Genomic DNA, 26497 nt, shown 5'->3' with positions numbered 1-26497 from the left:
CAAATCGCCTGCATCACATTGGCTTGCTGTTTACTACCAATCGTTAACTCTTCGAATAATTGCGCTTGCCGGCATTTTCTCAATAAATAGTTGCCGCTCATCAGTGAAGACAATAACCTATCGGCCGTTAACGCCTGTTATTTGAAAATGGAATTTGCGCCGAATATGAAAGTCACCATTAATGATGTTGCCAAACTTGCTGGCGTCTCCATTAAAACCGTTTCACGCGTCATTAATAATGAAGAAAGTGTCCGTCAAAATACCCGCGATAAAGTAATGGCCGCGGCTGCTGAGCTGAACTATCAACCCAATCAGGCGGCTCGAAACCTCGCTGGTACTAAGTCGTATACCATCGGCTTCATCTACGACAATCCGAATGCCTATTACATTATCGACATGCAAAACGGTATTTTGTCGGAATGCCGCAAGCAAGGCTTTGAGCTGGTGATCCACCCCTGCAATTCCAAGTCAGATGGCATCCTTGATGAAATCAAGGAAATGATCAAACAGTCACGAATCACAGGCTTGGTGTTGACGCCGCCTTTCTCCGAAAACGATGACGTCATTGCCATGCTGGATCAGCTTGATGTTCGTTATGTCCGCATTATTTCTGGCAGTGGTGCTGAACAAGACTCCGATTCGTGCGTGATGATTGATGATCATCAAGCGGCACAAGATATCACCGACCATTTGATTCAATTGGGCCACAAAGACATTGCCTTTATTGGCGGTAGTGACGAACACCAATCCAGTTTTGAGCGTTTATCTGGCTACCAAGCGGCACTCAAGGCGCATCATGTCGCGCCACAAAATGATTTGATTGTAGCGGGAGATTACTCGTTTGATTCGGGCGTAGTCGGAGCCAACAAGCTATTGGAATTAGAACAAAAACCGAGTGCTATTTTCTGCTGTAATGATGAAACCGCCGCCGGCGCATTGTTCGCGGCTCGGCTTAAAAACATTAGTATTCCCGACGAGCTATCCATTGTCGGCTTTGAGGATAGCCCCTTCTCACGTCAAACTTGGCCCAAATTAACCACCGCACATCAGCCCAATCAACAAATCGCCAGCCAAGCAACTTCGCTTTTGATTGCCAACACTCGCAATCAATCAGCCAATGAGATTTGCCGACTATTCACGCCTAAGTTGGTCATTCGAGATTCTAGTCAACAAGCGCCAAGTTAAACAAAAGTCAGTTTTATTCAGCACCTCAATAAGAACCAAATTCGCTATAGAAAGACGTTAGTTTATAGCAAAGCAGCGCTTCTCATTTCAATTTGCTTTGGCCGGCTTAGCGACACATGGTGCGACAACTCTCTGGGCAACTTTTTTCACTTCCTAAGCTCCTCAACTAATCACAAAATCAAACAACCCACCCCTTAAAAATATTCAGTTAAAAATGGTTTTAGCAGCAGTTCCTCTATGTCGTTTGCGGTCAAATTTGTTGTCGATAAATCAGCCAACCAAGACAAGAGAATAGCTGAAAAATCGACCAAAAACGTTTACATCAACACATCAAGATCTCTCAAAATAACAAATTAAAGCATTTAGTTTCAGTGGCTTGGATGTCAATTGTATCTTTTTTGTTAATTTATAGTGGCAAATGAGAATGATTGCGTGTAAGTTTTAATCATCAATATGACAGCGCTGTCATTTTGAGCCGAACAAGAATATCAATAAGTTTTGAAATAAAAAATAAATCGAAGGGAACGGGCAATGAGATCTTTTAATTTTAGAAAGCAGCTGTTAGCAACCAGCATTGTTTCGATACTCGGCAGTGGTGTGCACGCATATGCAGAAGACGCCGCCAACACCGCACAGGACGCCGAAGTAATTGAGATCACAGGTATTCGCAGCAGCTTAAAGCAAAACATCAACACTAAGCGTTACGCAGACACCATTGTTGATGCCATCACATCAGAAGATATTGGTAAGTTCCCAGACAAAAACGTTGCAGAATCACTGTCGCGCATTACCGGTGTCGGTATCAGCCGGGAATTTGGCGAAGGTGAAAAAATCACCATTCGCGGATCAGGTCCCACCAAAAACAGAACCCTACTCAACGGTCAGAATGTTGCCACCGCAGACTGGTTCATCTTAGACCAACCATCTCGCGGCTTTAACTTCACTTTGCTGCCGTCACAGTTGGTAAAAAGCTTAGAAGTCTACAAAGCGCCAGAAGCTGACATCGACGAAGGTTCGATTGGCGGCACAGTGATCATGAATACCCATAAGCCACTGGATTTGGATGCTAATACCATCAAAATCGGCATTGAAGCACTATATTCCGAATCATCAGAAGAAACCGACCCACTACTGGATGCGTTCTATTCGTGGAAAAACGAAGATGAAACCTTTGGCGCATTAATCTCAGTCGTCAAACAAGACCGCACGGTTCAGCGTGAAGGTTTAGAAGTCTTAGGCTGGACCCCAGCAGACGAGGCAGGCATTAAAGCACCGAAAGATATCGGTGCTCCAATTTTCCGCCAAGATCGCGAACGTGAAACTATTTTCGCCAGCTTCCAATATGCCCCAAGCGATGAATTGGACTTCTCCCTGAATATCCTTACATCCGAGTTGGAATCAGATAACCAGAACATCAACTTGCTGGTTCGTCCACAGAATGACTTGAGCGAATTGGAAGATGTTGTGCTCAGCGGCACCAACGTGCAAGCAGCATCTGTAATGGATGGCTCGTACGAGTGGGATTTCATTAACCGCGAATCACGCACTGAAACAAACTCCTACGACTTGGAAATGAACTACCAAGCCGACAATTATTTTCTTCATGCGCAAGTCGGTTACACCGATGCAGAAGGCGGCACCTATAACGAAACGTCATGGAGCTTCGTACCCAACATCACCGCTGGTTACGACTTTGACCTGACAGGTAAACCAACGGTCAACATTGATGCCGATCCAACGGACGGCTCAGTTTGGAGCCAAAATTGGACCTGGGGTGGCAACAAACCAACTGAAGATGAAGAGCTTTACGCCCAAGTGGACTTAGAGATCCCAGTCGAATTCGGTGCTTTTTCAGAAATTAAAGTGGGCTTGAAATACCGCGACCACGATCGCAGCCAAGAACGTCAAGCTTATAGCTGGCACGGTCCTGAAACCACTGATAACCCAGACTACCCAAACTACATGGCCGAAGCTTTTGGCAACTGCCCAACGTTGGATACCTGCGATCAATCCAGTGGCGTTCACAAAGTGGCAAGCGATGTGGTTGGCGGCAACATTGTCAATCAACTCGACGGCAATAAAAGCGCCTTTTGGCACTTAGGGTTTGGTGACCAAGCTGATTACGCCATTAGCGACAACCTCGGTGAAATCTGGGCTATTAACGAAACCATCACCGCGGCCTATGTTAAAGGTTCTTTCTCCGGCGACAACTTCCGCGGTAACGTTGGTGTTCGCGTGGTTGATACTGAGCAAACTTCTGAAAGCTACAATTTCAGCAGCGATTCATGGGGCTTCCACACGGTTGACCGCGAATGGCTAACACCTTCCTATATGGAGTGGGTTAGCGAAGAACGCACTTATACCGAAGTGCTGCCAAGCCTGAATGTTGCATTCGATCTGACCGATGATCAAATCCTGCGTTTTGCCGCTGGCCGCGTCATGGCTCGAGCCAACTTCTCAGATTTAGCACCAACAGTTTCAGTGGGCGCACTCAATGTGGAATACCCAACTGCCACTGCCGGTAACCCAAGCCTTGATCCAGAAATTGCTAACCAGTTTGATGTTGCCTGGGAATGGTATTTCAATGACGCTTCGCTGCTGTCACTGACCTACTTCTATAAAGATGTAAAAAGCTACCGTACCAGCGGCGTTACTGTTCAAGAGTTCTATAACGAGCAGGACGACGAATGGGTTGATGTGGCTGTGACGCAACCTAAAAACGGCTTAGGTGGTTCAACCGATGGGATCGAAATTGGTTATCAACAAGGATTTGGTAACTTTGGTATTGCCTCCAACTACACCTACACCAATGCTGAGAACGATCAGGAACGTGACGAATCAATTGCTGGCTCGGGCTTAGTAGAAGGCGCTTCTGAGCATATGTACAACGCTACTGTGTACTACGAGACTGAAACCTATGGTGCCAGCTTGATGTATAACTACCGTAGCGAATGGTACAAAGGCCTGCATTTCTCTGGCGATGAAGTTTGGAATGACAGCTTTGGTCAAATTGACTTCAGTGCCAACTACCAAGTGACAGAGAACATCAGAGTAATATTCGAAGCCATGAACCTGAACGATGAGCAAATCGTCGAATACAACACGAGCAAAGACCGCGTGATGTCCATTTATGAAAATGGCCGACGCTACGTTGCCGGTGTTCATCTGACGTTCTAATAACTAAGTGTGTGCATGGTCGTCAAGGATGATGGCCAACCGGTTTTAGCCAGGCACCACCGCCTGGCTTTTTTAAACCTACTTGGCGCCTAAACCATGGTTGGTTTTGAGTAGCAAATGCCATAAAACCAGCGCACTGCATGTTCAACAAGCTATTAATTGAAACTCCGGAATTGTTATGAATTTTCGCTATATCTCATTGACAGCTTTTTCCTCCAGCTTGCTGTTTAGTTTAGTTGCCTGTCAGCCTCATCATTCCGCAGACAAAAGCCTCAGCAACACGGCTACGCTCAAGTCGACATTGCTCAGTGAAAACTCAAGCAATGCCGCCTCGGAGCTGACGCAAACGGCGATCGACCGTCTTGCCCAAAACCTGCAAGTTGAGTATGAGTTGGTGAGCAATATCCCAAACGAGCAATGTGCAACGGATCGCGCCGAAGGCAAATGCTTTCAAGCGCAGCTGCATCTCACCGTTAGTGAAGATTTCGCGACTGATGGTTGGGCCATTTACTTTAGCCACATTAACCGAATTCAATCGGTTGAGAGCCGTGAATTCACCATTAGTCCAGTCAATGGTGTGTTGCACAAACTGTCGCTGACAGAACACTTCAACGGATTAATAGCAGGACAAACTAAAACAATTACCTTCTGGGCCGACAACTGGTCGCTTTCACTCTCCGATGCTTTGCCCAACTATCTTGTCGCTGCAGATGATTCAACATCGTTGCAGCATTCAGTGCAGGCCAAAGTCATCGACAGCACCCGCTGGCAACGCGATGCCGATACGGGTCTAAATGCGCCAGCATTTGCCAGTGGCTATCACTACGACAACTTAATTCGCAATCAAGCCGAGCGCGACAACGGCGCCCTCGTCATGATGAAAGACGAGGCCTTGTATCAGCGCTATCAGACTCCGTTGCTCAATGAGCCAGTTGCAAATCAGGTGAGCTTGATTCCAGCACCTTTGCAATTGGCGCAACACACCACTAAACCTGTGGTTGACCTTGCCAAAGGCGTTCACATCGATTTTGGCAACGTCGAGTCGAAATCTGTAGCAGCAGCGTTAAGTCGGCTAGCTAAGTTAGGTATTGGCCAGCAACCATCAGGCATTCCTTTGCGGCTAGAGCAGAGCAATAAGTTACAAACACCTGAAAGCTATCGCCTGACCATCAGCGCTTCCGAAATACGAATTATCGGTACGGATGCGGCCGGTGTTTTTTATGGTTTGCAGTCACTGGCTGGGCTTATCAAACTCGATGATCTATTGCTCCCTGCCCTCACGATTGTCGATCAACCCCACTTTGGTTTTCGAGGCATGTTGGTTGATGTAGCCCGCAACTTCCGCTCACAACAGTTTATAGTCAAATTGCTCGACCAAATGGCAGCGTATAAGCTCAACAAATTACACCTGCACATTGCCGATGATGAAGGCTGGCGATTACAAATCCCCGGCCTAGAAGAGCTAACGGCCATTGGTGGTCAACGCTGTTTCGATCTGCAAGAGCAAACCTGTCTGCTACCTCAATTAGGCGTGGTGGCCAAAGATGACGCCAACAATGGTTACTTTACCGTCGCGCAATACCAGCAAATATTGCAGGCAGCCAGTGCCCGTCACATTCAGGTAATCCCATCACTCGATATGCCCGGCCACTCACGTGCGGCGGTTGTGGCAATGGCCGCTCGCTTTCACAAATACATGCAGCAAAACAAGCCTGAATTAGCAAACCAATACGTGCTGCACGATGCCGATGATGTGACTGAGTACGAGTCGATACAGTATTACACCGACAATACCCTCAATGTCTGCCAGCAAAGCACTTATGACTTTATCGATAAGGTGATGACAGAAGTTGCCGCCATGCATCAAGCCGCAGGTCAGCCGCTAACGCGCTACCACATCGGCGCCGATGAAACGGCTGGCGCTTGGGTGGAATCACCAAATTGCAAAGCCTTGTTAGCCAACAACGAGCTAGGTATTTCTAATGCAAGCCAGCTGGGCGCTTATTTTGTTGAACGCGTTAGTCAATTGTTGGCCAAGAAAGGGATTGAAGTAGCAGCGTGGAGCGATGGCTTGGAACATACCAAGACAACCAACATGCCGCAGATCGTGCAAGCCAATGCGTGGGCACCGCTCTTTTTCCAAGGACATCATGTTGCTCATCAACTCGCCAATCGAGACTGGCAAGCCGTTATTTCAGTACCTGACGCGCTGTATTTCGACTTTCCATATCAAGCCCATCCTAAAGAACATGGTTATTACTGGGCTTCGCGCCAAACGGACACCATGAAAGTATTTGAGTTGATGCCAGAGAATTTGCCCGCCCATGCAGAGTTCTGGAGCGATCGTCACGGCAAGCCTTATCAGGCCGATGATCGCAAACAAATCGATAGCTCCGGTCTCGTAACGCACCAGCCACTGCAACAAGACTCGGCGTTCATTGGTATTCAGGGGCAATTTTGGGGCGAGAACACCTACAGCGATGCGCTAGCTGAATTCAAAATATATCCGCGCTTGTTGGCCCTAGCTGAACGTGCTTGGCATCAGGCCGAGTGGGCAATCCCGTACGATTATCAAGGCGCCGTTTACGGCCCAGACAGCAATCATTTTACGGTCGACAAACGCCAACAAAGAGCACAAGACTGGCAACGTTTTAGTGATGTTGTGGGCGCCAAGGAACTGGCCAAATTAGAGCACGCTAGCGTTAATTACCGTCTGCCTGTGGTTGGCTTCGAAGTCGTCGCCGATCAGCTTCACGCACATATTCCGTTTAACGGCATCGCCATTGAATACCGTCAAAACGGTGGCGAGTGGCAGCCTTACCATCAACCAATATCTGCAGCGCTAGCAACTGAATTTCGTAGTCGGTCATTTGATCGCACCAGATTTAGCCGAGTTAGCCACTATATTGGCTCCCAAACAGAAGCAACTAATTATTAATAAACAGATAGTTAATTTATTTAAAAAACAAAGACAGTTAAACCAACAAAAAAACAAATGACAGCGCTGTCATTTTTAGGTTAGGATGAATTATCGACACGGCATAACAAGTTCTTAACAGCCAGTTCGATTAGATTTTAAGAGGCATTTCAATGCAAATCAGTAACGACAAATCAACACCGCTTTACCTCGGTATCGATGGAGGCGGCAGTAAATGCAAAGCTGTGTTGATGAATGAACAAAACGAAATCCTCGGTGTTGGATTAGCGGGCCCTGCCAACCCAACACATAGTTTTGAACAGGCCATTGACTCCATTGTTAAAGCCGCGCAACTGGCTTTGGCCGATGCCAACCTCCCCAAGGAAACGTTGAGCCAATTAATTGCTGGCGTTGGCTTGGCGGGCGTTAATTTGCCCAAGTACTTTCAAAAGGTAGATCAATGGCAGCACCCATTTGCCGCCATGCACCTGACCACCGATTTACATATCGCTTGTCTAGGGGCCCATCAGGGGCAAGATGGCGCAGTGATCATCTCAGGAACGGGATCATGTGGTTACGCTCTGGTTGACGGCAAACAATTGATGATTGGCGCTCATGGTTTCCCTCAGGGCGACAAAGGAAGTGGCGCTTGGATTGGCTTGCAAGCGGTGCAACAAAGTCTAAAAGCACTGGATGGTTTAACTGCAGACTCCGAACTCCCTGCGTTAGTAAGCACTCAACTCGACTGCACTGACGATGTTTCGCTGGTGGAAGAAGTGGCAGGTAAAAATGCCAACTACTACGCCAAACTCGCAGGCTTAGTGTTTGCAGCTGCGGCAAAGGGCGACCCGCTCGCCACCGGCATCATCAAAGATGGCGCGGCATACATAAGTGCAGTCGCTAAGCGATTAATGCAAGTTAATCCACCTCGTATTTCGATGATTGGCGGTTTAACTGCGCTGTATACCGATTGGCTCGACGAACAAGTTGCCAACCAAATCCAGCCAGCCCAGCAGCCTCCGGAAATTGGCGCCGTGTTGTTTGCCCACCAGCAATTGCAACAACGCCAAGCAAATCGTGCCCGTTAATTAGGTATCAATGAAATGAATTCGAAAACGCTTATGGAACAAGAAGCCGCGCAAACGCCTCAAGTGATTGCCGAGCAGTTCCGAAAAAACCAAGACAAAGTAATGGCTGTGGCACAAAAGCTACAAGCCAATCCACCGAAAATGGTCATGATCATTGGTCGCGGCTCATCGGATCATGCCGGTGTGTTTGCAAAGTATTTGATTGAAATTGAAACCGGCGTGCCGGTAGCCGCGGCGGCACCTTCGGTAGTTAGCATCTATGGCAAATCACTCAAGCTGGCCGACACATTGGTCATCGCCATTTCACAATCAGGCCGCAGCCCAGACATTCTCGAACAAACAAAAATGTGCCAGGCCGCTGGCGCCTATTGCATCGCGTTGGTTAATGATGAGACTTCACCATTAGCTGCTCTAGCAGATGACATTCTGCCGCTAAGCGCCGGCCCAGAAAATTCAGTGGCGGCCACCAAAAGCTACCTAGCAACCTTGTCTGCGCTGCTGCAACTGACGGCTTACTGGAGCAATAGTCAGTCGTTGATTGAAGCCTTACCGCAATTGCCTGACGCGTTAAACCAAGTGATAGCTAGCCAACCACAGCTCACCTTCGCGGCAATTGAAAATCAACGCAACTTAGTCGTGTTAGGGCGCGGTCTTGGCTACGCCGTAACCAAAGAGCTCGCGTTGAAATTAAAAGAAGTGTGTTCGATTCATGCTGAAGCTTTTAGCAGTGCTGAGTTTTTACATGGCCCGGTCACGCTTGTGGAGCAGCAGCTCACCATTATCGACTGCGATATCGCCGATGAAGCACAACAAGCACATCGCGAGCAAATCAAAGAAGTAAAACAGCGTGGAGCAGATGTCGCCCACCTTACCCAAGTGATAAAAGACGTTCATCCACGAATGGCACCATTGTTAGTGTTGCAACGTTTTTATCTTGATATTGCCCACATTGCGACAGAAATGGGGTTAAATCCTGATGAGCCCAAAGGCTTGAAAAAAGTGACTAAAACCCTGTAACGATAGAGAACACCATGACAAAGCAGTTTTTCGCCAAGCAGTTCTTTGATGGCCAGCAGTTGTTAGCAAACGTTGCCTTTACTGTTGCCAACGGCTGTATCGACACGCTGATTAAAAATGCCATTGAGCCCACGCAGGCAACATGCCTCGAAGGTCTCGTGGCTCCCGGCTTTATTGACATACAGGTTAATGGCGGTGGCGGCAAACTGTTTAACCAACAACCAACACTGGATACCATTTCTTGTATTGGCCATGCCCACCGCCAATTTGGCACTACCGGTTTTTTCCCAACGGTGATCACCGACGATCTGACAGTCATGAAGCAGGCTGCAGATGCCGTTAGTAAAGCAATTGAGCTAGGCCAAACTGACGTTTTAGGGATTCACTTTGAAGGCCCTCACCTTAGCGTTAGTCGCAAAGGCGTACATGCCGAAGAACATATTCGGGGCATTAGCCATTCAGAGTTTGCACAGTTTACTCGTGCCGACTTAGGCCAGGTAATTGTTACCTTGGCGCCCGAGAATGTTAGCTGTGATGACATCACCAAACTAACCGAACATGGCGTCGTGGTTTGCTTAGGTCATTCGGATGCTAGCTACGAACAGGTCCAAAAGGCTATTGATGCGGGCGCTCGTGGTTTTACTCATTTGTTCAATGCCATGTCGCCACTTCAATCGCGCGAGCCAGGCATGGTTGGGGCGGCACTCCTAGATGAAAACACTTGGTGTGGGCTAATTGTGGACGGTCATCATGTCCATCAAGCCAGCTTAAAATTGGCAGTTCGTGCCAAAGCCACCGGCAAAATGATGCTAGTTACCGATGCCATGCCACCGGTCGGTGCAGAGCAACCCAGCTTTCGTTTATATGGACAGGAAATTGTTCGCACCGGCGATAGGCTCAATGCCCAAACCGGTGAATTGGCAGGCTCAGTGCTGGACATGGCTGGCGCGGTTAAAAATACCGTCGAGCAACTCGGGCTGCCGCTCGAAGAAGCATTAAGAATGGCATCCCGCTACCCTGCCGCATTTGCCCGGACCGACCATTTGTTGGGCGATTTAAGTTCCGGCAAGCACGCTAACTTTGTAGTACTCAACTCAGATATTGCGGTGCAGCAAACTTGGTTAGCTGGCGAGCGTGTTTACTAACATAAACCGCTTCAGCGCCATAGGTTTTAAACAATAAATTATAATAACGACATACAGTTAGGAGAGAGAATGACTACTGCTACAGACTCTACCAAATCCATCGATGCAGGGCAGCCGTCAAGCTTTGTTCCCATGGTGATTATCGGCATCCTGTTTTTCATCTTCGGCTTTGTCACGTGGTTGAATGGTTCACTGATCCCGTTTCTAAAAGTGATTTGCGAACTCAATGAATTTCAAGCCTTGTTTGTGACCTTCGCGTTTTACATTGCCTATACGGTGATGGCCCTGCCAATGTCCTCGTTGCTAAAACGTACCGGCTATAAAAATGGCATGGCCTATGGCCTCACCATAATGGCCGTTGGCGCCCTTCTATTTATACCAGCGGCGTTTAGCGCCAATTTTATGGTGTTTTTGCTGGCACTGTTTGTCTTGGGGACCGGCCTGACCATACTGCAAACTGCATCAAATCCATATGTTGTCCACATTGGTCCCCGCGAAAGTGCCGCCATGCGGATCAGTATCATGGGCCTGATTAACAAGGGTGCCGGCGTTATTGTGCCATTGGTATTCACTGCGGTTATTTTATCGGGCTTAGGTGACTACTCAAGCGAAGCGCTGGCCGCTATGGATGAAACTACTCGTACCCAGCATTTCAACGAGCTGTCACAACGCTTGATTACACCTTATATTGCCATGGCGCTGGTGCTATGCGGTTTGATTGCTCTAGTCAAATACTCTTCGTTGCCAGAGCTTGATTTTGAAGGTGATGATAGTGGCCTAGTAAATAGCAAAGCGGGTATTTCCCAGTTTCCACAAGTAGTTCTTGGGGCGATAGCGCTGTTCTGCTATGTAGGTGTCGAGGTCATTGCGGGTGATACGATTGGTTTATATGGTGAAGGGCTGAACGTCCAGAACTTTGCGTCGCTAACCTCATACACCATGGTGTTTATGGTGATTGGTTACATCATTGGCGTCACTTGTATTCCCAAGTACATAACCCAAGAACAAGCACTAAAAGGCTCCGCCATTGCCGGTATTCTATGTGGCTCAGGAGTGATTTTATCGTCCACCGAAAGTACTGCCATTGCCACATTTTTGTGGGGCTGGAGTGGTATTCCAGTAATCCCTGATTCAGTCACTTTTGTGGCCATGATGGGACTTGCTCATGCCCTGGTGTGGCCATCCATCTGGCCATTGGCGCTTGAAGGATTAGGCAAATACACAGCGCAAGGGTCAGCATTGCTAATTATGGGTATTTCAGGCGGAGCGATTCTTCCATTGGCATTCGGCAAGCTAGCGCACCTAGGCAGCACTCAATACGCCTATCTAATCGTAATCCCTTGCTACCTATTTATCCTTTACTATGGCATTGCCGGCCACAAGAAACGAGAGTGGCATAGCTAACCGGCGCCACGAACCAATGACAAAAAAGCCGCTCAAGGGAGCGGCTTTTTATTACAACATTAGGCTTGGAAGCCAGCAACACGATTTATCATCAACAATGTAACTCGGCATGGCACAAGTCCTTCATTCTACACGCCTTTGTTCAGTGAGTTACTAGACCCGATACCGCGCGATTAGGCCTTCAAACTCGCCCACAATATCATTGAGATTTTTCGCAAAATTAGTCAGTTGGTCTGTTTGCTCAACAATTTTACTACTCTGGCTGCTGATATCTTCCACATTTTGGTTGATATGATCGCCAGTAACCGACTGCTCTTCTGCCGCGGCAGCAATTTGATCGTTCATGTCGCGCATTTGAGAAATGGCTTCTTCAATACTGGCTAATACCGAGCCTGCTTCATGAATGTTGGTTGCCGTTTCTGAGGAATGCTGATGACCGGTTTCCATTGAACTGACGACTTGATTTGTGCCCTGCTGCAAACTCTCGATCATAGTTTGGATTTCACCGGTGGACTCCTGAGTACGCCCAGCTAACGCTCTCACTTCATCGGCAACAACCGCAAATCCTCGGCCTTGTTCTCCGGCTCGGGCTGCTTCAATGGCGGCATTCAGCGCTAACAAATTAGTTTGTTCCGAAATGCTCTGAATAACTTCTACCACTGATGAAATGGTTTGCACGTTGCCGTTTAACTCACTGATCGACTGTGACGCATTCGCTAACGCATTAGATAATTGATCGGTGCGATCGATTGCTTGCGTTACCAACTTGCCGCCATCACGTACTTGCGTATCGATGTTACCGGCGGATGTTGCCGCGCCTTGAGCATTACGCGCAACTTCGTTGATGGTCATCGACATTTCATTCATCGACGTAGCGGCTTCCTGAGTTTGACCCATTTGGATCGCCATCACATCGTGGGTTATGTCACTGAGGTTTGACAGTTGACCGGCCGTTTTTTGCAGCTCAATTACCGAAGAACTCATCACTCTAAAGAGATCGGCAATACTATCCATCATTTCGTTAAACGCGGTAGCCGCTACTTCTTCACCATCGGCAGCAATTCGAGTCTGCAGGTTGTTGTTATCGGCCACATCCCGAACAGCATCAATTAGTGCATAACTGAACATTTGTTCGCGTCGCATACGAACGGAGTAATACACCAATACAGCCGATTCCATCACAACAAAAAATGCATGCAAAAATGCGATGGACCAGCTACAGCCGTAGTTGTAAATCATGATCGGCATGCTACCCAGAGATACGTCGCCAAGTTGCAACGCGGTGAGTAATAGGTGATGAACAGCAATGGTGGCACCAGCTGCTATCACCGGTACCCAATCCCGATAAATAAGCGTAAAAGCAAGCGCGGAGAAGATATGGAAATGCATTTCCATCCGCCCCATTTGGGCTTGAATTAAAATCGCCGAAAACAACATTAAGCACATTGCCGCGAGCGCTGAAAATGCTCTGGTTCCTTTGGCTAAGGTAAACCCTATCCCAGCCAATGCAGCAACTAAGAGCGATGCAGTTAACGCAAAGCCTGTCGTGCCATAAGACATTGGCGCCCACAGACCGGCAAATGGCACATGAGCCAACAAGATGCCGAGCATAAAACGGTCAGACTTCAGGCGCTCTTGGTGCGCATAGGATGAAACATTCATAGGGTCTCGCCTTAACTTCGTTGTAATTGTTTTAAGTCGTTGAGCATGGCCTCAACATTCAGTTTGCTGTTGGTGTAGATCAGACTTAACTTTCCGTCGGGATTCACCACGTACATGAAGCCAGAGTGGTCAATATCGTAGCCTGCGCCCTCCCCGGTCTTAATAAAATATTCGTTATATTCATTTGCCAACGCATGAGCTGCCGCTTCATTGTTGGGCCGCACACTATGAAAATGTTGCCCTTGGCTATCAAAATAGGCTTGCAGTTGGTTACTGGCATCTCGCTCCGGATCGAGACTAACAAACACGAAACTCACGGCTTGTTCTGATAACTGATTATTTAGTGCCAACATATTGGCCACCTGACGGTGGCATATGTCCGCACAGCGCAAATAGCCAAACAGCAAGTAAACGTATCGTCCTTTCAAATCACTTAAACGCTGCTCGCTATTGTTAGTATTTTCAAATGGGAAATCGTAGGCAGTCTTATCTACGCGTAAACCATAGTAAGGTTCAGACTGAAGTAACGAGGGCAGCCAAGGTAACGCTGCAGCTAATACAATGACTGCGAGAAATACTGCGGCAATAGAGGCAATACGAACACCCAATCCAAGCTCCCATAATTAAAGCAAACCAACTTCGAGCGCCTAGTGACTACATGTCATAGCGACAACAATATCCTTTAAAACTAGACCATATTGTTGCTATCTGTTGATTCCAATAATGAATTTTACGAAATCGAGATCCAGATTAAATTGTTTGTCGATACAGCTCATACGGTCATCAAAATACAAATACTGCGCGCTAGTTACCGTTCATCACTACATTTCGACATTAGCTCTATTACCCAGAATCAGTCATAGCAGGCTTTAAAATCTTAGATTGGAATGACCACGAGAACAGCGCTTCGATTTAATTGGATAGACCAAATAAATCAATTGATAAGCGATAACTGATTAATTACTAGACAAATTTCAGGCAAAAAAAACGCGGTATCAATTCTGATACCGCGAAGTCCTCTTGGGAGGGGGTTCTATAGCAAACGGCCACCGTGTTCGCTAATAGAGAAGTAGGACTGAAGTGTTAGGCAGACCCCAAATCACACAAAAGATCTGCCAAAACCCACGAGATAAATACTACTGTGGCCTGACCAAAATGGCAACTAAAAATTAATTAACAACTAACCTGTATGACCAATTAATGTGACCAATAAACAATTTACGGCTAGGACCTGTGTTGATACCAATAATTTGAGCCAAAAAAAACGCTCGGCCAAAGGCTACGAGCGTTTTTTGCAGTGCAGCTAAAGGCTGCATAATTGCGTATTAAGCGTTGGCTTTACGGCATGCATCCGTGATTGCTTGCCAGTTACCTTCAGCAACCCAATCCTTTTGACATACCCAAGTACCGCCACAAGCAATAACGTTTGGCAGCGCTAGGAAGTCAGCTTTGTTGTCAGCATTAATGCCGCCAGTTGGGCAGAACGTCATATCGCGGAAAACAGTAGAAACAGCTTTCAGGAATGGAATGCCACCGGCCAAAGACGCAGGGAACAACTTCACTTCGCGGAAACCAGCGTCGCGTGCCAAAGCAATATCAGCACAGTTAGCAACACCAGGAATCGCTGGTACGCCACAGTTAGCCAATGCTTCCAGCAATGCAGGTGTTACGCATGGGGTAACAATGTAGTCTGCTTTAGCTGCAATTGCTTGATCTAAAATTTTGGCATCAAGCACAGTGCCCGCACCAACAATCAAATCTGGATAAGCTTCTTTAATCGCTTTCATTGCATCAAGCGATGCATCTGAGCGCAGTACGACTTCAACAACGTTTAAGCCAGCTTCAGCCATAGCGCCAGCAATGTTCACGCCTTCTTCAACAGAGTCAGCTTGAATGATAGGCAGCAGCGTTTGGCCGTCCATCAGTTGAGAAAAAGATTTCATGGATGTTCCTAATTTATTCGTTATTACAGCGTTTATTACTTTTCTACAGCGTGTTGTTCAACCAGTGGGCCCATCTTATCCGCAAACGCTTGGCTCGGAATAATGGCACCACGATGTTGAATCACTTCGCCTGCAGCTGCGGCTGCTAGCTGAACAGATTCAGCGACACCGATACCGCTCATGCGGGCACCTAAATAGACGCCATTGAACGAATCACCAGCAGAGGTGGTATCAACCACAGTTTCTACCGGAGTGATGTCGATTTCACTCAACTCACCGTCACGAATACAGCAAACACTCTCTGGGCCATTCTTAACAACAAGCTCTTCGATGCCAAAGGCGCTACAGAAATCTTGGATTTTGCTAAACTCGGTGAAGCCATATAGCTGTTCAAGCTCTTCAATACCAGGCATAACCAAGTCAGACATGCGGAAAGCACGCTCAAACTGGATCTTCGCTTCGGTTTTATCGGCCCACATGCGTGCACGATAATTAGGATCAAAAGCGATACGAACGCCGGAGTCTTTTAGCTTGCGAAGCAATTGCCAGAAGATGTCGCGCTCGTTTGGCGTAATAACCGCCAACGAAATACCTGAGAAGAAAAACAGATCACCCATACACAGGTAACCAACATTTTCAGCAGATACAAATTGCATGATTTGACGAGCAGCAGAGTCGTTACGCCAGTAAGAAAAGCTACGCTCGCCTGAGTTATCAACAGAAATCATATACAGACCGGGCGCTTTACCTCGCACACGCTGAACCATATCGGTGTTGACATTTTCTTTTTCAAAAGCTGCGACCATCTCATCGCTCAACGGATCTTCACCAACTGCGGTGAAGAAATTGACGTTGAAGTCATTGAATGCGCGCTTTAAATAAACTGCGGTGTTGTATACGTCACCAGCATAAGACTGCTTGAGTAAACCATCGCTCGTACGCGACAGTTCAACCATACACTCACCAAATAAATAAACATTCTTCATAATTACGTTTTACGCTCCGCTGGTCTAAAACATCACCGGCAAAGGAATCAGAGACAAGATCAGCAGCAGAGGGGCTGCTGACAAACTAAGAAGGGGTAGCAAGCACCCCTTAATCATCGTGTTAACTGTCTTCAATGGTGGTTCTTGATGAACAAGACACCACCATTTTAGACCAAACTCAAGGTGTTGGCTTAAACGCCACGAACCTTGTCGATGCGAGCTTTTTCAACTGGGCCAATTGTGCCGCCGAAGAAGAACACAGCAAGCACACCCAGAGGTACAAATGCACCGATCAGAATGAAGATAGGGGTATAAGATACTTCAGCAATAATTGGTACGAGGAAGTTCAAGATGATAACCGAGAACACACCAACCATGCCGCCCATGCCGGCTAATGAACCAACAGACTTACCGCTGTAGAAATCACCCGGTAGTGTTTGGATGTTACCAATAGCAAACTGGAAGCCAAACAATACTAAGAATACAACACCCATGAACGAGTAAGCGGTATGTTCTACTGCAACAGTCGCAACCAAGCCCAAGAACATCAGCACAGAACCGATCACAACAGTACTCTTACGACCTTTATTGATGTCGCCAGATTTCGCAATGATCTTGCCTGAATAAATACCACCAGCAATAGAACCAATCGCAGCACCAACGTATGGGAACCACAGGAACATACCCAGTTCTTTTACATTGAAGCCATAAACTTTGGCGAGGTAGATAGGCATCCAACCAACGAAGAACCACCAGATTGGCTCTAAGAAGAAACGACCAATCAAGATAGAGTAAGTTTCACGGATGCGAAGCAATTGCCCCCAAGTCAGGCCAGGCTCTTCATCGCCACCAGCTGCTTCAGCAGGTTGACCATCAAGAATGTACTTACGCTCTTCGTCAGTTACCCAAGGGTGCTCTTTAGGACCAGCTTTGTTGATCAACAACCAAGGCACAATCCAAACGATACCGAAAGAACCCACTATCATGAAGGTGATTTTCCAGCCAAACGCAGCAAATAGCATCGCAATGAGTGGCGGAGCGATTACCGCACCAATTGATGCACCAGCGTTAAATAGACCCTGTGCTACAGCGCGCTCTTTAACCGGGAACCATTCGGCGTTACTTTTAACCGCACCAGGCCAGTTACCCGCTTCAGAGAAACCTAACGTTGTACGCAAGATTGCTAGAGACATGAAACCGCGTGCAAACGAGTGCATGAACGATGACAAGCCCCAGATACCAATGGCAAGAACGTAGCCAATACGTGTACCGATTTTGTCAAAAATCTTACCTGAAAATAGCTGACCTAATGCATAGGCCACCATAAATACGTTCAGAATTAGACCATAATCGCTATCGTCTAGACCGAGCTCGTGTGCAATACCTGCTTCGGTTGGCCACATAATGGACAACGCTGAGCGGTCAATATAGTTAATAACGGTTGCGGTAAAAATCAAACCGATAATTACCCACCGAAAACCCTTGATCTTCATGGTGTAAAAACTCCTAAGACTATTTTCAAGTAAAACAATTATTTACTGTATATTTTAGGACCTATAAAAGGCCCCGCATTTGTTGTTATTAATGCTGTAAAGTAGGGCTAGACGACTGAAAACATAACCAATAACCAACAGCCGAGCTAACCAATACTTCAAACGTACTGACCACAAATATACCACCTGGTCAGACAGATGACTCGTTATTGTGCAAATTAATTGGTAATACCACAATTAACCAGAAAAATTCACAACTTGTTTGATCTACTCCCAAATTGAAAGTTTGGGCAGCTTTGATAAGGCAAGTACAGCGTATGGCTGTATTTGCCTTCATATTTTATTTTACAGAGTTGTTTTTCAACACTGCGGTGTGTGGTCCTTTAACGCGCAGCTCGGTAACTTTAGGCTCACCGGTCTTTTCAAACACGTTGTTCACGATCGTCGTTTTAGGTTCGCCAACGGTATGCTCAACAATAACCGGAGCAGACGAAGCAAATTGGTTATTATCCAGAACCGAAACCTGAACGCCATGGAGCATTAAAGAAGCTTTCTCTTTATTACGCTTGCCGTTACCGACATCGCCGATCATGTTTTTGTTTAGAATTACGTGCGGACCAAATGTACTTTCGTCCGACCCACCTCGATAAACCTTAGCGATGGCGCCTTCTACTTTTTCAAAGCGGTTGTTATTAAGACGCACATATTCGGCGTTGTAAATACCGAGGTCATCTTGTTCTTTGTTCAGGCGAAGGATATCACCAGTGATATTGGAGAACACACTGTCGCTGATATCGATATAGTCTGCGAATGCGCGCGCACCAGAATCAAACACGTGGAATGAATGGTTGATATCCAAGTCTTTGACCGTCAAACCCTTCAAGCTTAAACGATAGTTTTTGTACATGCCCCATTTAGCAGTACGAATCATCGCGTTACCAGAATAGTCGGGGGCATCAACACCTGAGATATTCAAGCCTTCAAGCGCTAAGCTGCCATCATTGTGAATTTCAAACAAGCTAGAACCTTGGAAATTGATGGTTACTTTGCCTTTATTGGCAGCTTTCACAGAAATGGTTTTTGCTACGGTTATTTTGCGGTCTACATCATACTCACCGTCAGCAAGTACCAAAACGTCGCCAGACTCAGCCTTCATAACTGCGTCATAAATTGAACGTTCTGCCGGCTTAACCTTGATGACTTTACCTGATTCAAAAGCGACAACAGGTTCAGTTTTAGGGTACCAACTCGGGCCAGTAGCTTCTTTAGCAATAGGTTTCAAATCGAGCGAAGCGCCCGCTTTGAGTTTGTTCTTTGGAACGAGAAGGCCATGCTCATTGCGTTTCAACTCAACCTTGGCAACTTCAAAACCTTCTTTGATTAGAGGGTTCGCTACATTATTGCGAACGTTGCCTTTGAATTTGATGCCACTGATGTCATCAAAAGCAGCGAATGGGTCTTGACCATCGTCATTGATGATCAAGTTGTTTTGCATTGCAGAATCAACAGGCGCAGCCGAGCGCTCAGCATCTGCACCAGCGGCGAGCTGAATGTGCTCAACGTTGATCAGTGTATTGTTCTCAATCGTCGCATTTTTCACTTGGTGATAACGGTTGATCGGCGAATTCGGTACGCCGTTCATCACAGTCAATCCGCTACCAAAGCGATAACCGGTCAAGCCTTCCATGTAGTTGTTACGCAAGGTTTGATCGGCGTTGATGACGCGCGGGCCACCGGTGTGGTCAACACCATTACCAAAGAACACGTTGCCTTCAATCAAGTTGCCATTGCCGTGACGCATCGTCAGGGTGCCACGTGATTCGAAGAATACGTTATTGCGAACGGTATTTTTACCACTCTTAATCGAGATAATTTCCACTTCACCGTCACAACGGTCGAAGTAGTTATTCTCAACCGTAGTTAACGAATCATTTAACGAATGGTGACTGGTACCAATACGAAGGGTTTCACCGCCGTTTGAGCCAAACGTAGGACGTGGACCAAAATAGTTATGGTCAATACGGTGGTGGTTTTGTTGATGCGCTTTGGCATTCAAACGAACGGCCAAAGTAACACCTTTATTGCGCTTGCCTTCGAGGTGGTTGTGATCAAAACGGTTATGTTTGCCATACATGCCAACCCAATAATCACCTTCAAAGCGATCAGGGTTGCTGTAATTGTCGATAACCACTTCGGTCACGCGAGAGTGAGATGCAAAAGCATCTTTATCTTTACGGAATGAGATGACTTCACTGCTTGGCGTGAAACCATTTTTGAATACGAGGCCGCTTACCATCAAGTATTCGCCAGCCAGTCGTAGATTCGACTGACCAGTTAAAAATACGTTACCTTTTTTCTCTGCTGTCAGCGTAATAGGCTGTTTCTTTGTGCCCTTAGCTTCAAACAAAATTTCAAAGTTCTGCCATTCGCCATTGGCCAATACGACAGTATCACCAGGCGCAACCTTGTTGATGGCTTGCTGGTATTCATCTTGTGTCTTTACAAGCCAATCTTTAGCTTGAACGGAGAGTGAAGAAATAGAAAAAATAAATGTAGAAAGGAGGATAACACAGCGGAATATAGCAGTATTTTTATGCATCGCCGGACTCTTATTTGATAAGTAATAAAAGGGGAAAAAGCTCCATCCTTGGAGCTTTATGAGTTCCCGAAAGGTGACTTGCGTCCCTTAGAACTGGTGTTTAACACTCACGAAGTACTTAGGGCCTGAGCTTGATACCAAGGTTGGGTTCTTGTTCGTACCACGAGTCATATACTGAGCTTCGTCAAAGATGTTCATTGCTTTGAATGAAACGCTAGTGTCGCTAGTCAGTTTGTACTTCATGCTGACATCAACATACTCAAACGGCATAACGTAACGATTCGCAGCAGCACCCGTGTTTGGCTGGTAGTATTTAGAACGGTACTTGTAGAGTACGCGAGCAGAGAAGTCTTCGTAATCCCAGTAAACAGAACCAGAGAACACGTGCTCAGAGAAGCCCCAGATATTGGCGGCATCAAAACCTTCAATACCTTGCTTACTTACATTACCTTCTGAATCGTAAGCTGTACCAAACGCGCCATCTTCGTTTTTGAAGTCAGAATCTGCGTAGTTGTACGAGCCTTTCATACCCAAACCACTTAACAAACCTGGCAGGTCTGCAAAGTGATGCTGAGCACTCAATTCAACACCCCAAAGATCACTTGCGTCGTCACCATTAGTAATGGTGTCAACTTCGATTGGCACTTCTACACCATCAATCGTGATGGTTTCATTCAAGATGGTGTTATCGAATGACGCTTCGAAACGCTTGTAGTAAATCGCGGTGCTGATCGCTGTATCTACTGATGGGTACCACTCCAACGAGATATCACCATTCCAAGACATGATTGGTTCAAGGTTCGGGTTATCACCGTCAACTGACGAAATCAGTTCAGCAATACTTTCATTTTCGTCGTCACCAGTACCCGTACTAATGATACGGCCAGCGCCCATGTCTTGCAGGTTAGGACGAGATAATGAACGATAAGCTGCAGTACGCAGTAACAAATCGTCAGCTAAGTGGAACGTGATGTTGGCACTTGGCAGGATTTCAGTTACATCGTTTTCAACTTTAACACGCTCGAGTTCACCATTGGTTTCAAGGCTAATCGCTGCGCCAGTTTCTTCGTCGTAATTAACGGTGTAATCATCACGCCAGCCACGTGAATCAATTTCAGTTTTAACAACGCGAACACCAGCATTACCAGTAACGTTCATGTCAAACATTTCAGTATCGATGTTGAACATGACATAAGCAGCCATCACGTCTTCACGGATGTCATCATCACCGGAACTGCGAGAGTCTTCCCAGTAGCCGTAATCTTCGAAGCTACCATCAGGGTTAACACGTGATAATTGGCCGAAACCACACTTACCATCAAAGCTAGCCCACTTGCCGCCTTCGAATGGTTCGCCATCTTCACTGTTCATCCAACGGTCGTTGTTCCAATCAGTGAAACAGGTATCAACCATACGCTCTGTCAGCGTCGTCTTCTCGTCAGCCGTCATAGTGTCGTCGTTGTATAGACGGTACTCAGAGCTGCGGTTGTCATCGCTAGTATCGTATTGCTCACCCGTATCAGGGTTAATATTGGCGGTACCATCAACATTATAAAGCGGGTTAACCAGTGCTACATCATCATCCATTTCGTTGGTCAGGTGTTGCTTCGAGTAGCGCACACCGGCCTTGATAGATGAAATGATGTCACCATCAACCAAGTAATCAACGTCAAATTTGACAGACTTGTGGGTATCCCAACGGTCATCCATTTCACGTTCAGTACGCGCATCATATGGATTCAACCATGAATCAGCAGTTGATGGATCAAAGGCCGTAGAAGAATCATAACCGGCTTCATCACTAGACAAACCATTGGCATCCAAGAAGCGTAGCTCCATGGTCCGAGTATTACGGTTGTCTAAGCTGTAGTTCCAATAATCGGCAGACTGCATACGCGACTTGTAACTAGTACGGTTACGAGTCGAGCGTGAATAGGCAACATCTAGCTCAAATTTCCAGTTGTCATCGTAGTAGTGCGCAACGTTAAAGCCGTAGCCGTTGTAACGCTCAACTTCATCACGATACAAACCTTGAGTTTCGAAACGAGACTCACCTTCACGATAAAGCAAGGTGCCGTCTTGGCCGATAACGTGGTCTGTTAAGTTACGACGGGCAGACTGAACGACGAAGTCGTGACGATCTTCCCAGTACTTATTTTTAGACCATGACATGTCAGCGTTGATATCCCAGGCATCGTTTGGAATCCACTGCCAAGTGGCAACGACTGCTTTACGGATATCTTCTTCTTCCATCTGACGGTAAGTCTGGCTAGAAGAGGTGTAGAAGACTGAATCTGGATCATATTCGTGAATGGAATCACGAATATCATTGTTCGAAGCGTAAGTGTTACCGTCTGCGTCGGTGATGCCTTCTTTATTCAGCATATCTTCACAGTCGTAATCACCGGTCGCAGATGGCGTATCAGTACCATCAGCAAAACGAGTACCACAGCCATACATAGTAGAGCTGTTCAAAACACTTTCTTCTGGGTTAGCAGAGTCGGTGCGTTGGAAACCAAGGGTATAGCCCATTGAGCCATAATTTTCAGTTTCAAACTGGTTTACGGTTGAGAAGGTAACCTTGTTACCAAAACCATTTTCATCGTGTTGGCGCGCAGTGTGTGAGTTATAGATACCCGTCAATTCGACGCTAGTTTTCTTTTTACCGAAATCAATAGGGCGCAGCGAGCTCAGCTCAATGGTACCGGACACACCACCTTCGACCAGGTCAGCTTGCTGTGATTTGTAAACAACAACCTTATTAACCAACTCAGAAGGGAATTTCTTGAAGTTAACCGCACGCGAGTAACCAGCACTGGTAACGGTACGACCATTAAAGGTTGAGTAACCTAAGAATGGGCCCATACCACGAATAGAAGTTTCTGAAGTACTACCTTTACCGCGGTGACCAGAGACAGAAGTGATGTTTTCAATAACATCAGAAATCGACAGACCAGGAAGGTCACCGAAATCCGCAGCAGCAATCGCATCAACAACTGCAGAGTTGGTACGCTTCTCATCAAGAGAGCGAGACATGGTCGCGCGCATACCAGAAATTTGAATGCGTTCAACGTCTTCAGCCGCAGGCTCCGCAGTCGCTGGGTCCGCTGGCGCTTCGGCAGCCAGAGCCGGAGCGGCAAAAGCTAACAGAGCCGAAGTCAGCAGCGTTTGCTTACTTAGCAAACCCACTTTTTGTTGCGCCAAAGCGCTGGTTATTTGGTTGAGTTTCACGATGTGTTTTCCCCACGTATTTCACGTTTGTATTTCTTATGTAGCACCAATAAAAACAGGGTGCTAACCAAGTGTTGTCAACTTAACCAAAAATTTACAGACCAGCAAACCATTTACGCTTACCAATGACCCAAATGTGATCTCAAGCAACTTTACCAATTGGTAATTCCAATAGACGTGCCAACCTTCAAATTTTGGTCACAAAATAATAGCGTTTGATCCCAATTTTTTTTACCAGTCCTTGTCTTTCTATCGACTCTATGTTGATTATGTGTCATACCAACGGCTAACCAATGCATATTAGGGATAACCAATGAAAAATCGGCGCTTATTTTGGCGCATCGTAGATCAAATCGAATCCATGATTAGCGGAGGAGATTTTCCTGCTGGCAGTCGCCTTCCGCCTGAAAGAGAACTTGCAGAGATCTTTGATGTCAGTCGCCCAACCATTCGAGAAGCAATCATTGCTTTAGAAGTTCGAGAGCGGGTCGAAGTGAAAACTGGCTCTGGCGTTTATGTTCTTGAGCAAAATAATCTTTCTAAAGCCGACATGGCCATAAGTGCATTTGAGTTAACCCAGTCTCGAGCGTTGATTGAAGGCGAAGTTGCAGCCCTTGCCGCCACCTCAATTACTGACGAAGAGCTCGCTGTATTGCACCGGACCTTGGTCGATATGGAACGAGGCGAGTACGCAGAAGAAGCCGATGAAGAGTTTCACCGCGTGATTGCTGTTGCGACTCGGAACGCCGCGATGCTGCGAACAGTTGAGAACCTTTGGAATCTGCGTGTTTCAAACCCGCAAATTGTGTCTGACTATGGCTCAGTCTGTGCAAAAAGCAATCAACATAAAATTTTGGATGAACACACGGCAATCTACAATGCCCTTAAAGGGCGCGATGCCGCAGCTGCACGCGCAGCAATGCACAAGCACTTTAATCGCTTAATTAACGCATTGTTTGATGCTCTAGAGGCGAAAGCTCTGGAAGAAGTGAAGCGTAAAGCGAGTGAGAAGCGTGGCCTATACTCGCTCGACGGTATCCTCCACCGTCCGACCTAAATCGTCAATAATTGAACCGGGCTTGTCCCGGTTTTTTTATGCCTTCATGTCGCGTTGCAACTCGCCATTTACAGCCTAAGTGAGCAACGTCAAAACCTACCGAAACAAACACCTTCTCGATCGCAAGTGCTCTGCCCAATTTTGCCAAACAACCCACATTGATGGTCAGCCAATTTTGGTCATGCTTACGACCAGAAAAAAGCCCTAATTCAAGGTGACTTTGCGCGGCCTTTAATCGTCATTACGCGAATTGGTTATATCTAAACCAAAAAAAAGCCTCTCGGGTTGAGAGGCTTTTTAACATCATCGATACAACCTAGGTGTTATTTACACAGGTTGTAAATGGCGACGATGTCTTCTTTAGTAACTGGGCGTGCGCCTGGCGTGGTATTCGCTTCTGGACCAGGGAACATACGAACAACGTCATCAGCCATTTCTTCAAACTTGTCCTCTGGAATACCTACATCAGACAAGGTCAGGTAAGCACCAGTTTCTTTAAGCCACTCGGTCACTTTAACAGACAACAGCTTGGCAGCTTTCACATCGTCTTGTTCAGTCACATCAAAACAACGACGTGCTAACTTCGCCCAACGAGCTGGCTTCGCATCTGCCATGTGTTCGAGGTACGCAGGGATCACAACAACCATACCGCGACCGTGTGGTAAGTCATAAATAGCACTTAACGGCATTTCAATGGAGTGCATTGGGATACAACCCATGCGTCCTAAGGCTTGAATACCAGACCAACCGAAGATAGAGCACAATGCCAACTGGCCACGCACTTCCAAATCTTCGAGGTTGTTAATGATTTTTGCGAAGTTTTCTTTCAAGCACAAAATCATGCCTTCGGTCTGGCGATCAGCAAACTCAGACTCTGCATCGCTTGATAGGTAGTGCTCGATCAAGTGAGAGAAAATATCAACACAGCTGTCTTGGGTCAGGCGCATTGGCACTGACTTGAGGATCTCTGGATCGACGATAGCAACTTTAGGAATACGGTAAGGCGAGCGAGAGAAGCTCTTTTCCTGAGTTTCAGCATTGCTGATCACACCACCAGCGTTACACTCAGAGCCCGCAGCAGAGATCGTAGGAATTGAGATGATTGGGAATGCACCTGTGTATTCACGCGGCACACGATCACCCAAGACAACGTAGTCCCAAGCGTTACCGCCAGAGAATGCAGTTGCTGAAATGTACTTTGAGCCATCAATAACGCTACCGCCACCAAGAGCGATTACCATATCGCACTCTTCGGCTTTGAAAATCTCAATGGCCTTATCAATTGTTTGAGCACGTGGGTTTGGCTCAATACCGGTGAATACTACAACGTCCAAGCCCGCAGCTTTGAGGGAGGCTTCTACACGATCGATAACAGGGTCTAGCGGGCTACCTTTGGCATAAGTCGCAACCATTGCTTTTTTGCCATAGGCTTTTGCAATTTCACCGACTTCGTCAATCCGGCCAGGACCATAAGTGAGCTTTGTTTGAAAGTTCCACTCAAATGGAGTCATTTTAAGTTCCTCAACATATAAAATTTTTATTTTATGGTTCAGACGTCATCGATGAAGCAGGTGATGTCTGGCTCTGGTTGTT

The 26497-nt window shown here is 46.7% G+C and carries 16 protein-coding genes; 8 read left to right on the top strand and 8 right to left on the bottom strand.

The features are described from left to right. The first annotated feature begins 165 nt into the window (after positions 1 to 165). The 7 genes from K0504_RS00155 (at position 166) to K0504_RS00125 (ending at position 11933) form a co-directional block, all read left to right on the top strand. Positions 166 to 1185, top strand: coding sequence for a LacI family DNA-binding transcriptional regulator (locus K0504_RS00155; RefSeq protein WP_220102123.1), 1020 nt, complete (start codon positions 166 to 168; stop codon positions 1183 to 1185). Positions 1186 to 1716: 531 nt separating this feature from the next. Further along, positions 1717 to 4362 carry a TonB-dependent receptor gene (locus tag K0504_RS00150; RefSeq protein WP_220102122.1) on the top strand — a complete coding sequence of 882 codons (2646 nt, stop codon included), beginning with the start codon at positions 1717 to 1719 and terminating at the stop codon, positions 4360 to 4362. Positions 4363 to 4540: 178 nt separating this feature from the next. Continuing rightward, a complete protein-coding gene (locus K0504_RS00145; protein ID WP_220102121.1) occupies positions 4541 to 7300 on the top strand; it encodes a family 20 glycosylhydrolase in 2760 nt (919 codons plus the stop codon). Positions 7301 to 7452: 152 nt separating this feature from the next. Beyond that, positions 7453 to 8367 carry an N-acetylglucosamine kinase gene (nagK, locus tag K0504_RS00140; RefSeq protein ID WP_220102120.1) on the top strand — a complete coding sequence of 305 codons (915 nt, stop codon included), beginning with the start codon at positions 7453 to 7455 and terminating at the stop codon, positions 8365 to 8367. A 15-nt stretch (positions 8368 to 8382) separates the two neighbouring features. Continuing rightward, a complete protein-coding gene (gene nagB-II / locus K0504_RS00135; RefSeq protein ID WP_220102119.1) occupies positions 8383 to 9384 on the top strand; it encodes a glucosamine-6-phosphate deaminase NagB-II in 1002 nt (333 codons plus the stop codon). Positions 9385 to 9398: 14 nt separating this feature from the next. Further along, positions 9399 to 10529, top strand: coding sequence for an N-acetylglucosamine-6-phosphate deacetylase (gene nagA / locus K0504_RS00130; RefSeq protein ID WP_220102118.1), 1131 nt, complete (start codon positions 9399 to 9401; stop codon positions 10527 to 10529). Between the two features lie 69 nt (positions 10530 to 10598). Continuing rightward, complete coding sequence (locus K0504_RS00125) at positions 10599 to 11933, top strand: sugar MFS transporter (protein WP_220102117.1); 1335 nt, start codon at positions 10599 to 10601, stop codon at positions 11931 to 11933. 153 nt (positions 11934 to 12086) lie between these two features. On the opposite strand, the gene K0504_RS00120 is transcribed toward K0504_RS00125, so the two are convergent. From K0504_RS00120 to K0504_RS00090, 7 genes are all read right to left on the bottom strand, one after another. Then, positions 12087 to 13595: a methyl-accepting chemotaxis protein gene (locus K0504_RS00120; protein WP_220102116.1), complete on the bottom strand. Its 1509-nt coding sequence runs from the start codon at positions 13593 to 13595 to the stop codon at positions 12087 to 12089. A gap of 11 nt (positions 13596 to 13606) precedes the next feature. After that, complete coding sequence (locus K0504_RS00115; RefSeq protein WP_220102115.1) at positions 13607 to 14203, bottom strand: SCO family protein; 597 nt, start codon at positions 14201 to 14203, stop codon at positions 13607 to 13609. A gap of 717 nt (positions 14204 to 14920) precedes the next feature. After that, complete coding sequence (gene eda / locus K0504_RS00110; RefSeq protein ID WP_220102114.1) at positions 14921 to 15538, bottom strand: bifunctional 4-hydroxy-2-oxoglutarate aldolase/2-dehydro-3-deoxy-phosphogluconate aldolase; 618 nt, start codon at positions 15536 to 15538, stop codon at positions 14921 to 14923. 35 nt (positions 15539 to 15573) lie between these two features. Then, positions 15574 to 16524 (bottom strand): sugar kinase, encoded by a 951-nt coding sequence (locus K0504_RS00105; RefSeq protein ID WP_220102113.1) that lies wholly within the window; start codon positions 16522 to 16524, stop codon positions 15574 to 15576. 191 nt (positions 16525 to 16715) lie between these two features. Then, positions 16716 to 18017, bottom strand: coding sequence for an MFS transporter (locus tag K0504_RS00100; protein WP_220102112.1), 1302 nt, complete (start codon positions 18015 to 18017; stop codon positions 16716 to 16718). Between the two features lie 340 nt (positions 18018 to 18357). After that, positions 18358 to 20616, bottom strand: a complete 2259-nt coding sequence (locus K0504_RS00095) for a polysaccharide lyase 6 family protein (RefSeq protein ID WP_220102111.1) — start codon at positions 20614 to 20616, stop codon at positions 18358 to 18360. A gap of 87 nt (positions 20617 to 20703) precedes the next feature. Continuing rightward, on the bottom strand, positions 20704 to 23847 hold the full coding sequence (locus tag K0504_RS00090; RefSeq protein ID WP_220102110.1) for a TonB-dependent receptor: 3144 nt from the start codon (positions 23845 to 23847) through the stop codon (positions 20704 to 20706). A gap of 313 nt (positions 23848 to 24160) precedes the next feature. Here K0504_RS00090 and K0504_RS00085 point away from each other — a divergent pair, with 313 nt between their 5' ends. Continuing rightward, positions 24161 to 24904 carry a FadR/GntR family transcriptional regulator gene (locus K0504_RS00085; protein ID WP_220102109.1) on the top strand — a complete coding sequence of 248 codons (744 nt, stop codon included), beginning with the start codon at positions 24161 to 24163 and terminating at the stop codon, positions 24902 to 24904. A gap of 323 nt (positions 24905 to 25227) precedes the next feature. Here the strand turns inward: K0504_RS00085 and K0504_RS00080 are convergent, their stop codons facing one another. Then, entirely contained in the window at positions 25228 to 26415 is a 1188-nt protein-coding gene (locus K0504_RS00080) for an iron-containing alcohol dehydrogenase (protein WP_220102108.1), read from the bottom strand. Positions 26416 to 26497: the final 82 nt, after the last annotated feature.

Source organism: Neiella holothuriorum (assembly GCF_019457915.1).
Taxonomy (GTDB): Bacteria; Pseudomonadota; Gammaproteobacteria; order Enterobacterales; family Neiellaceae; genus Neiella; species Neiella holothuriorum.
This window is presented reverse-complemented; position numbering and strand designations above follow the sequence as displayed.

Bases quoted from the DNA above. Each gene is read 5' to 3' on its own strand.
- K0504_RS00155 (WP_220102123.1), top strand. From the start codon at position 166: ATGAAAGTCACCATTAATGATGTTGCCAAACTTGCTGGCGTCTCCATT.
- K0504_RS00150 (WP_220102122.1), top strand. From the start codon at position 1,717: ATGAGATCTTTTAATTTTAGAAAGCAGCTGTTAGCAACCAGCATTGTT.
- K0504_RS00145 (WP_220102121.1), top strand. From the start codon at position 4,541: ATGAATTTTCGCTATATCTCATTGACAGCTTTTTCCTCCAGCTTGCTG.
- nagK (WP_220102120.1), top strand. From the start codon at position 7,453: ATGCAAATCAGTAACGACAAATCAACACCGCTTTACCTCGGTATCGAT.
- nagB-II (WP_220102119.1), top strand. From the start codon at position 8,383: ATGAATTCGAAAACGCTTATGGAACAAGAAGCCGCGCAAACGCCTCAA.
- nagA (WP_220102118.1), top strand. From the start codon at position 9,399: ATGACAAAGCAGTTTTTCGCCAAGCAGTTCTTTGATGGCCAGCAGTTG.
- K0504_RS00125 (WP_220102117.1), top strand. From the start codon at position 10,599: ATGACTACTGCTACAGACTCTACCAAATCCATCGATGCAGGGCAGCCG.
- K0504_RS00120 (WP_220102116.1), bottom strand. From the start codon at position 13,595: ATGAATGTTTCATCCTATGCGCACCAAGAGCGCCTGAAGTCTGACCGT.
- eda (WP_220102114.1), bottom strand. From the start codon at position 15,538: ATGAAATCTTTTTCTCAACTGATGGACGGCCAAACGCTGCTGCCTATC.
- K0504_RS00105 (WP_220102113.1), bottom strand. From the start codon at position 16,524: ATGAAGAATGTTTATTTATTTGGTGAGTGTATGGTTGAACTGTCGCGT.
- K0504_RS00100 (WP_220102112.1), bottom strand. From the start codon at position 18,017: ATGAAGATCAAGGGTTTTCGGTGGGTAATTATCGGTTTGATTTTTACC.
- K0504_RS00095 (WP_220102111.1), bottom strand. From the start codon at position 20,616: ATGCATAAAAATACTGCTATATTCCGCTGTGTTATCCTCCTTTCTACA.
- K0504_RS00085 (WP_220102109.1), top strand. From the start codon at position 24,161: ATGAAAAATCGGCGCTTATTTTGGCGCATCGTAGATCAAATCGAATCC.
- K0504_RS00080 (WP_220102108.1), bottom strand. From the start codon at position 26,415: ATGACTCCATTTGAGTGGAACTTTCAAACAAAGCTCACTTATGGTCCT.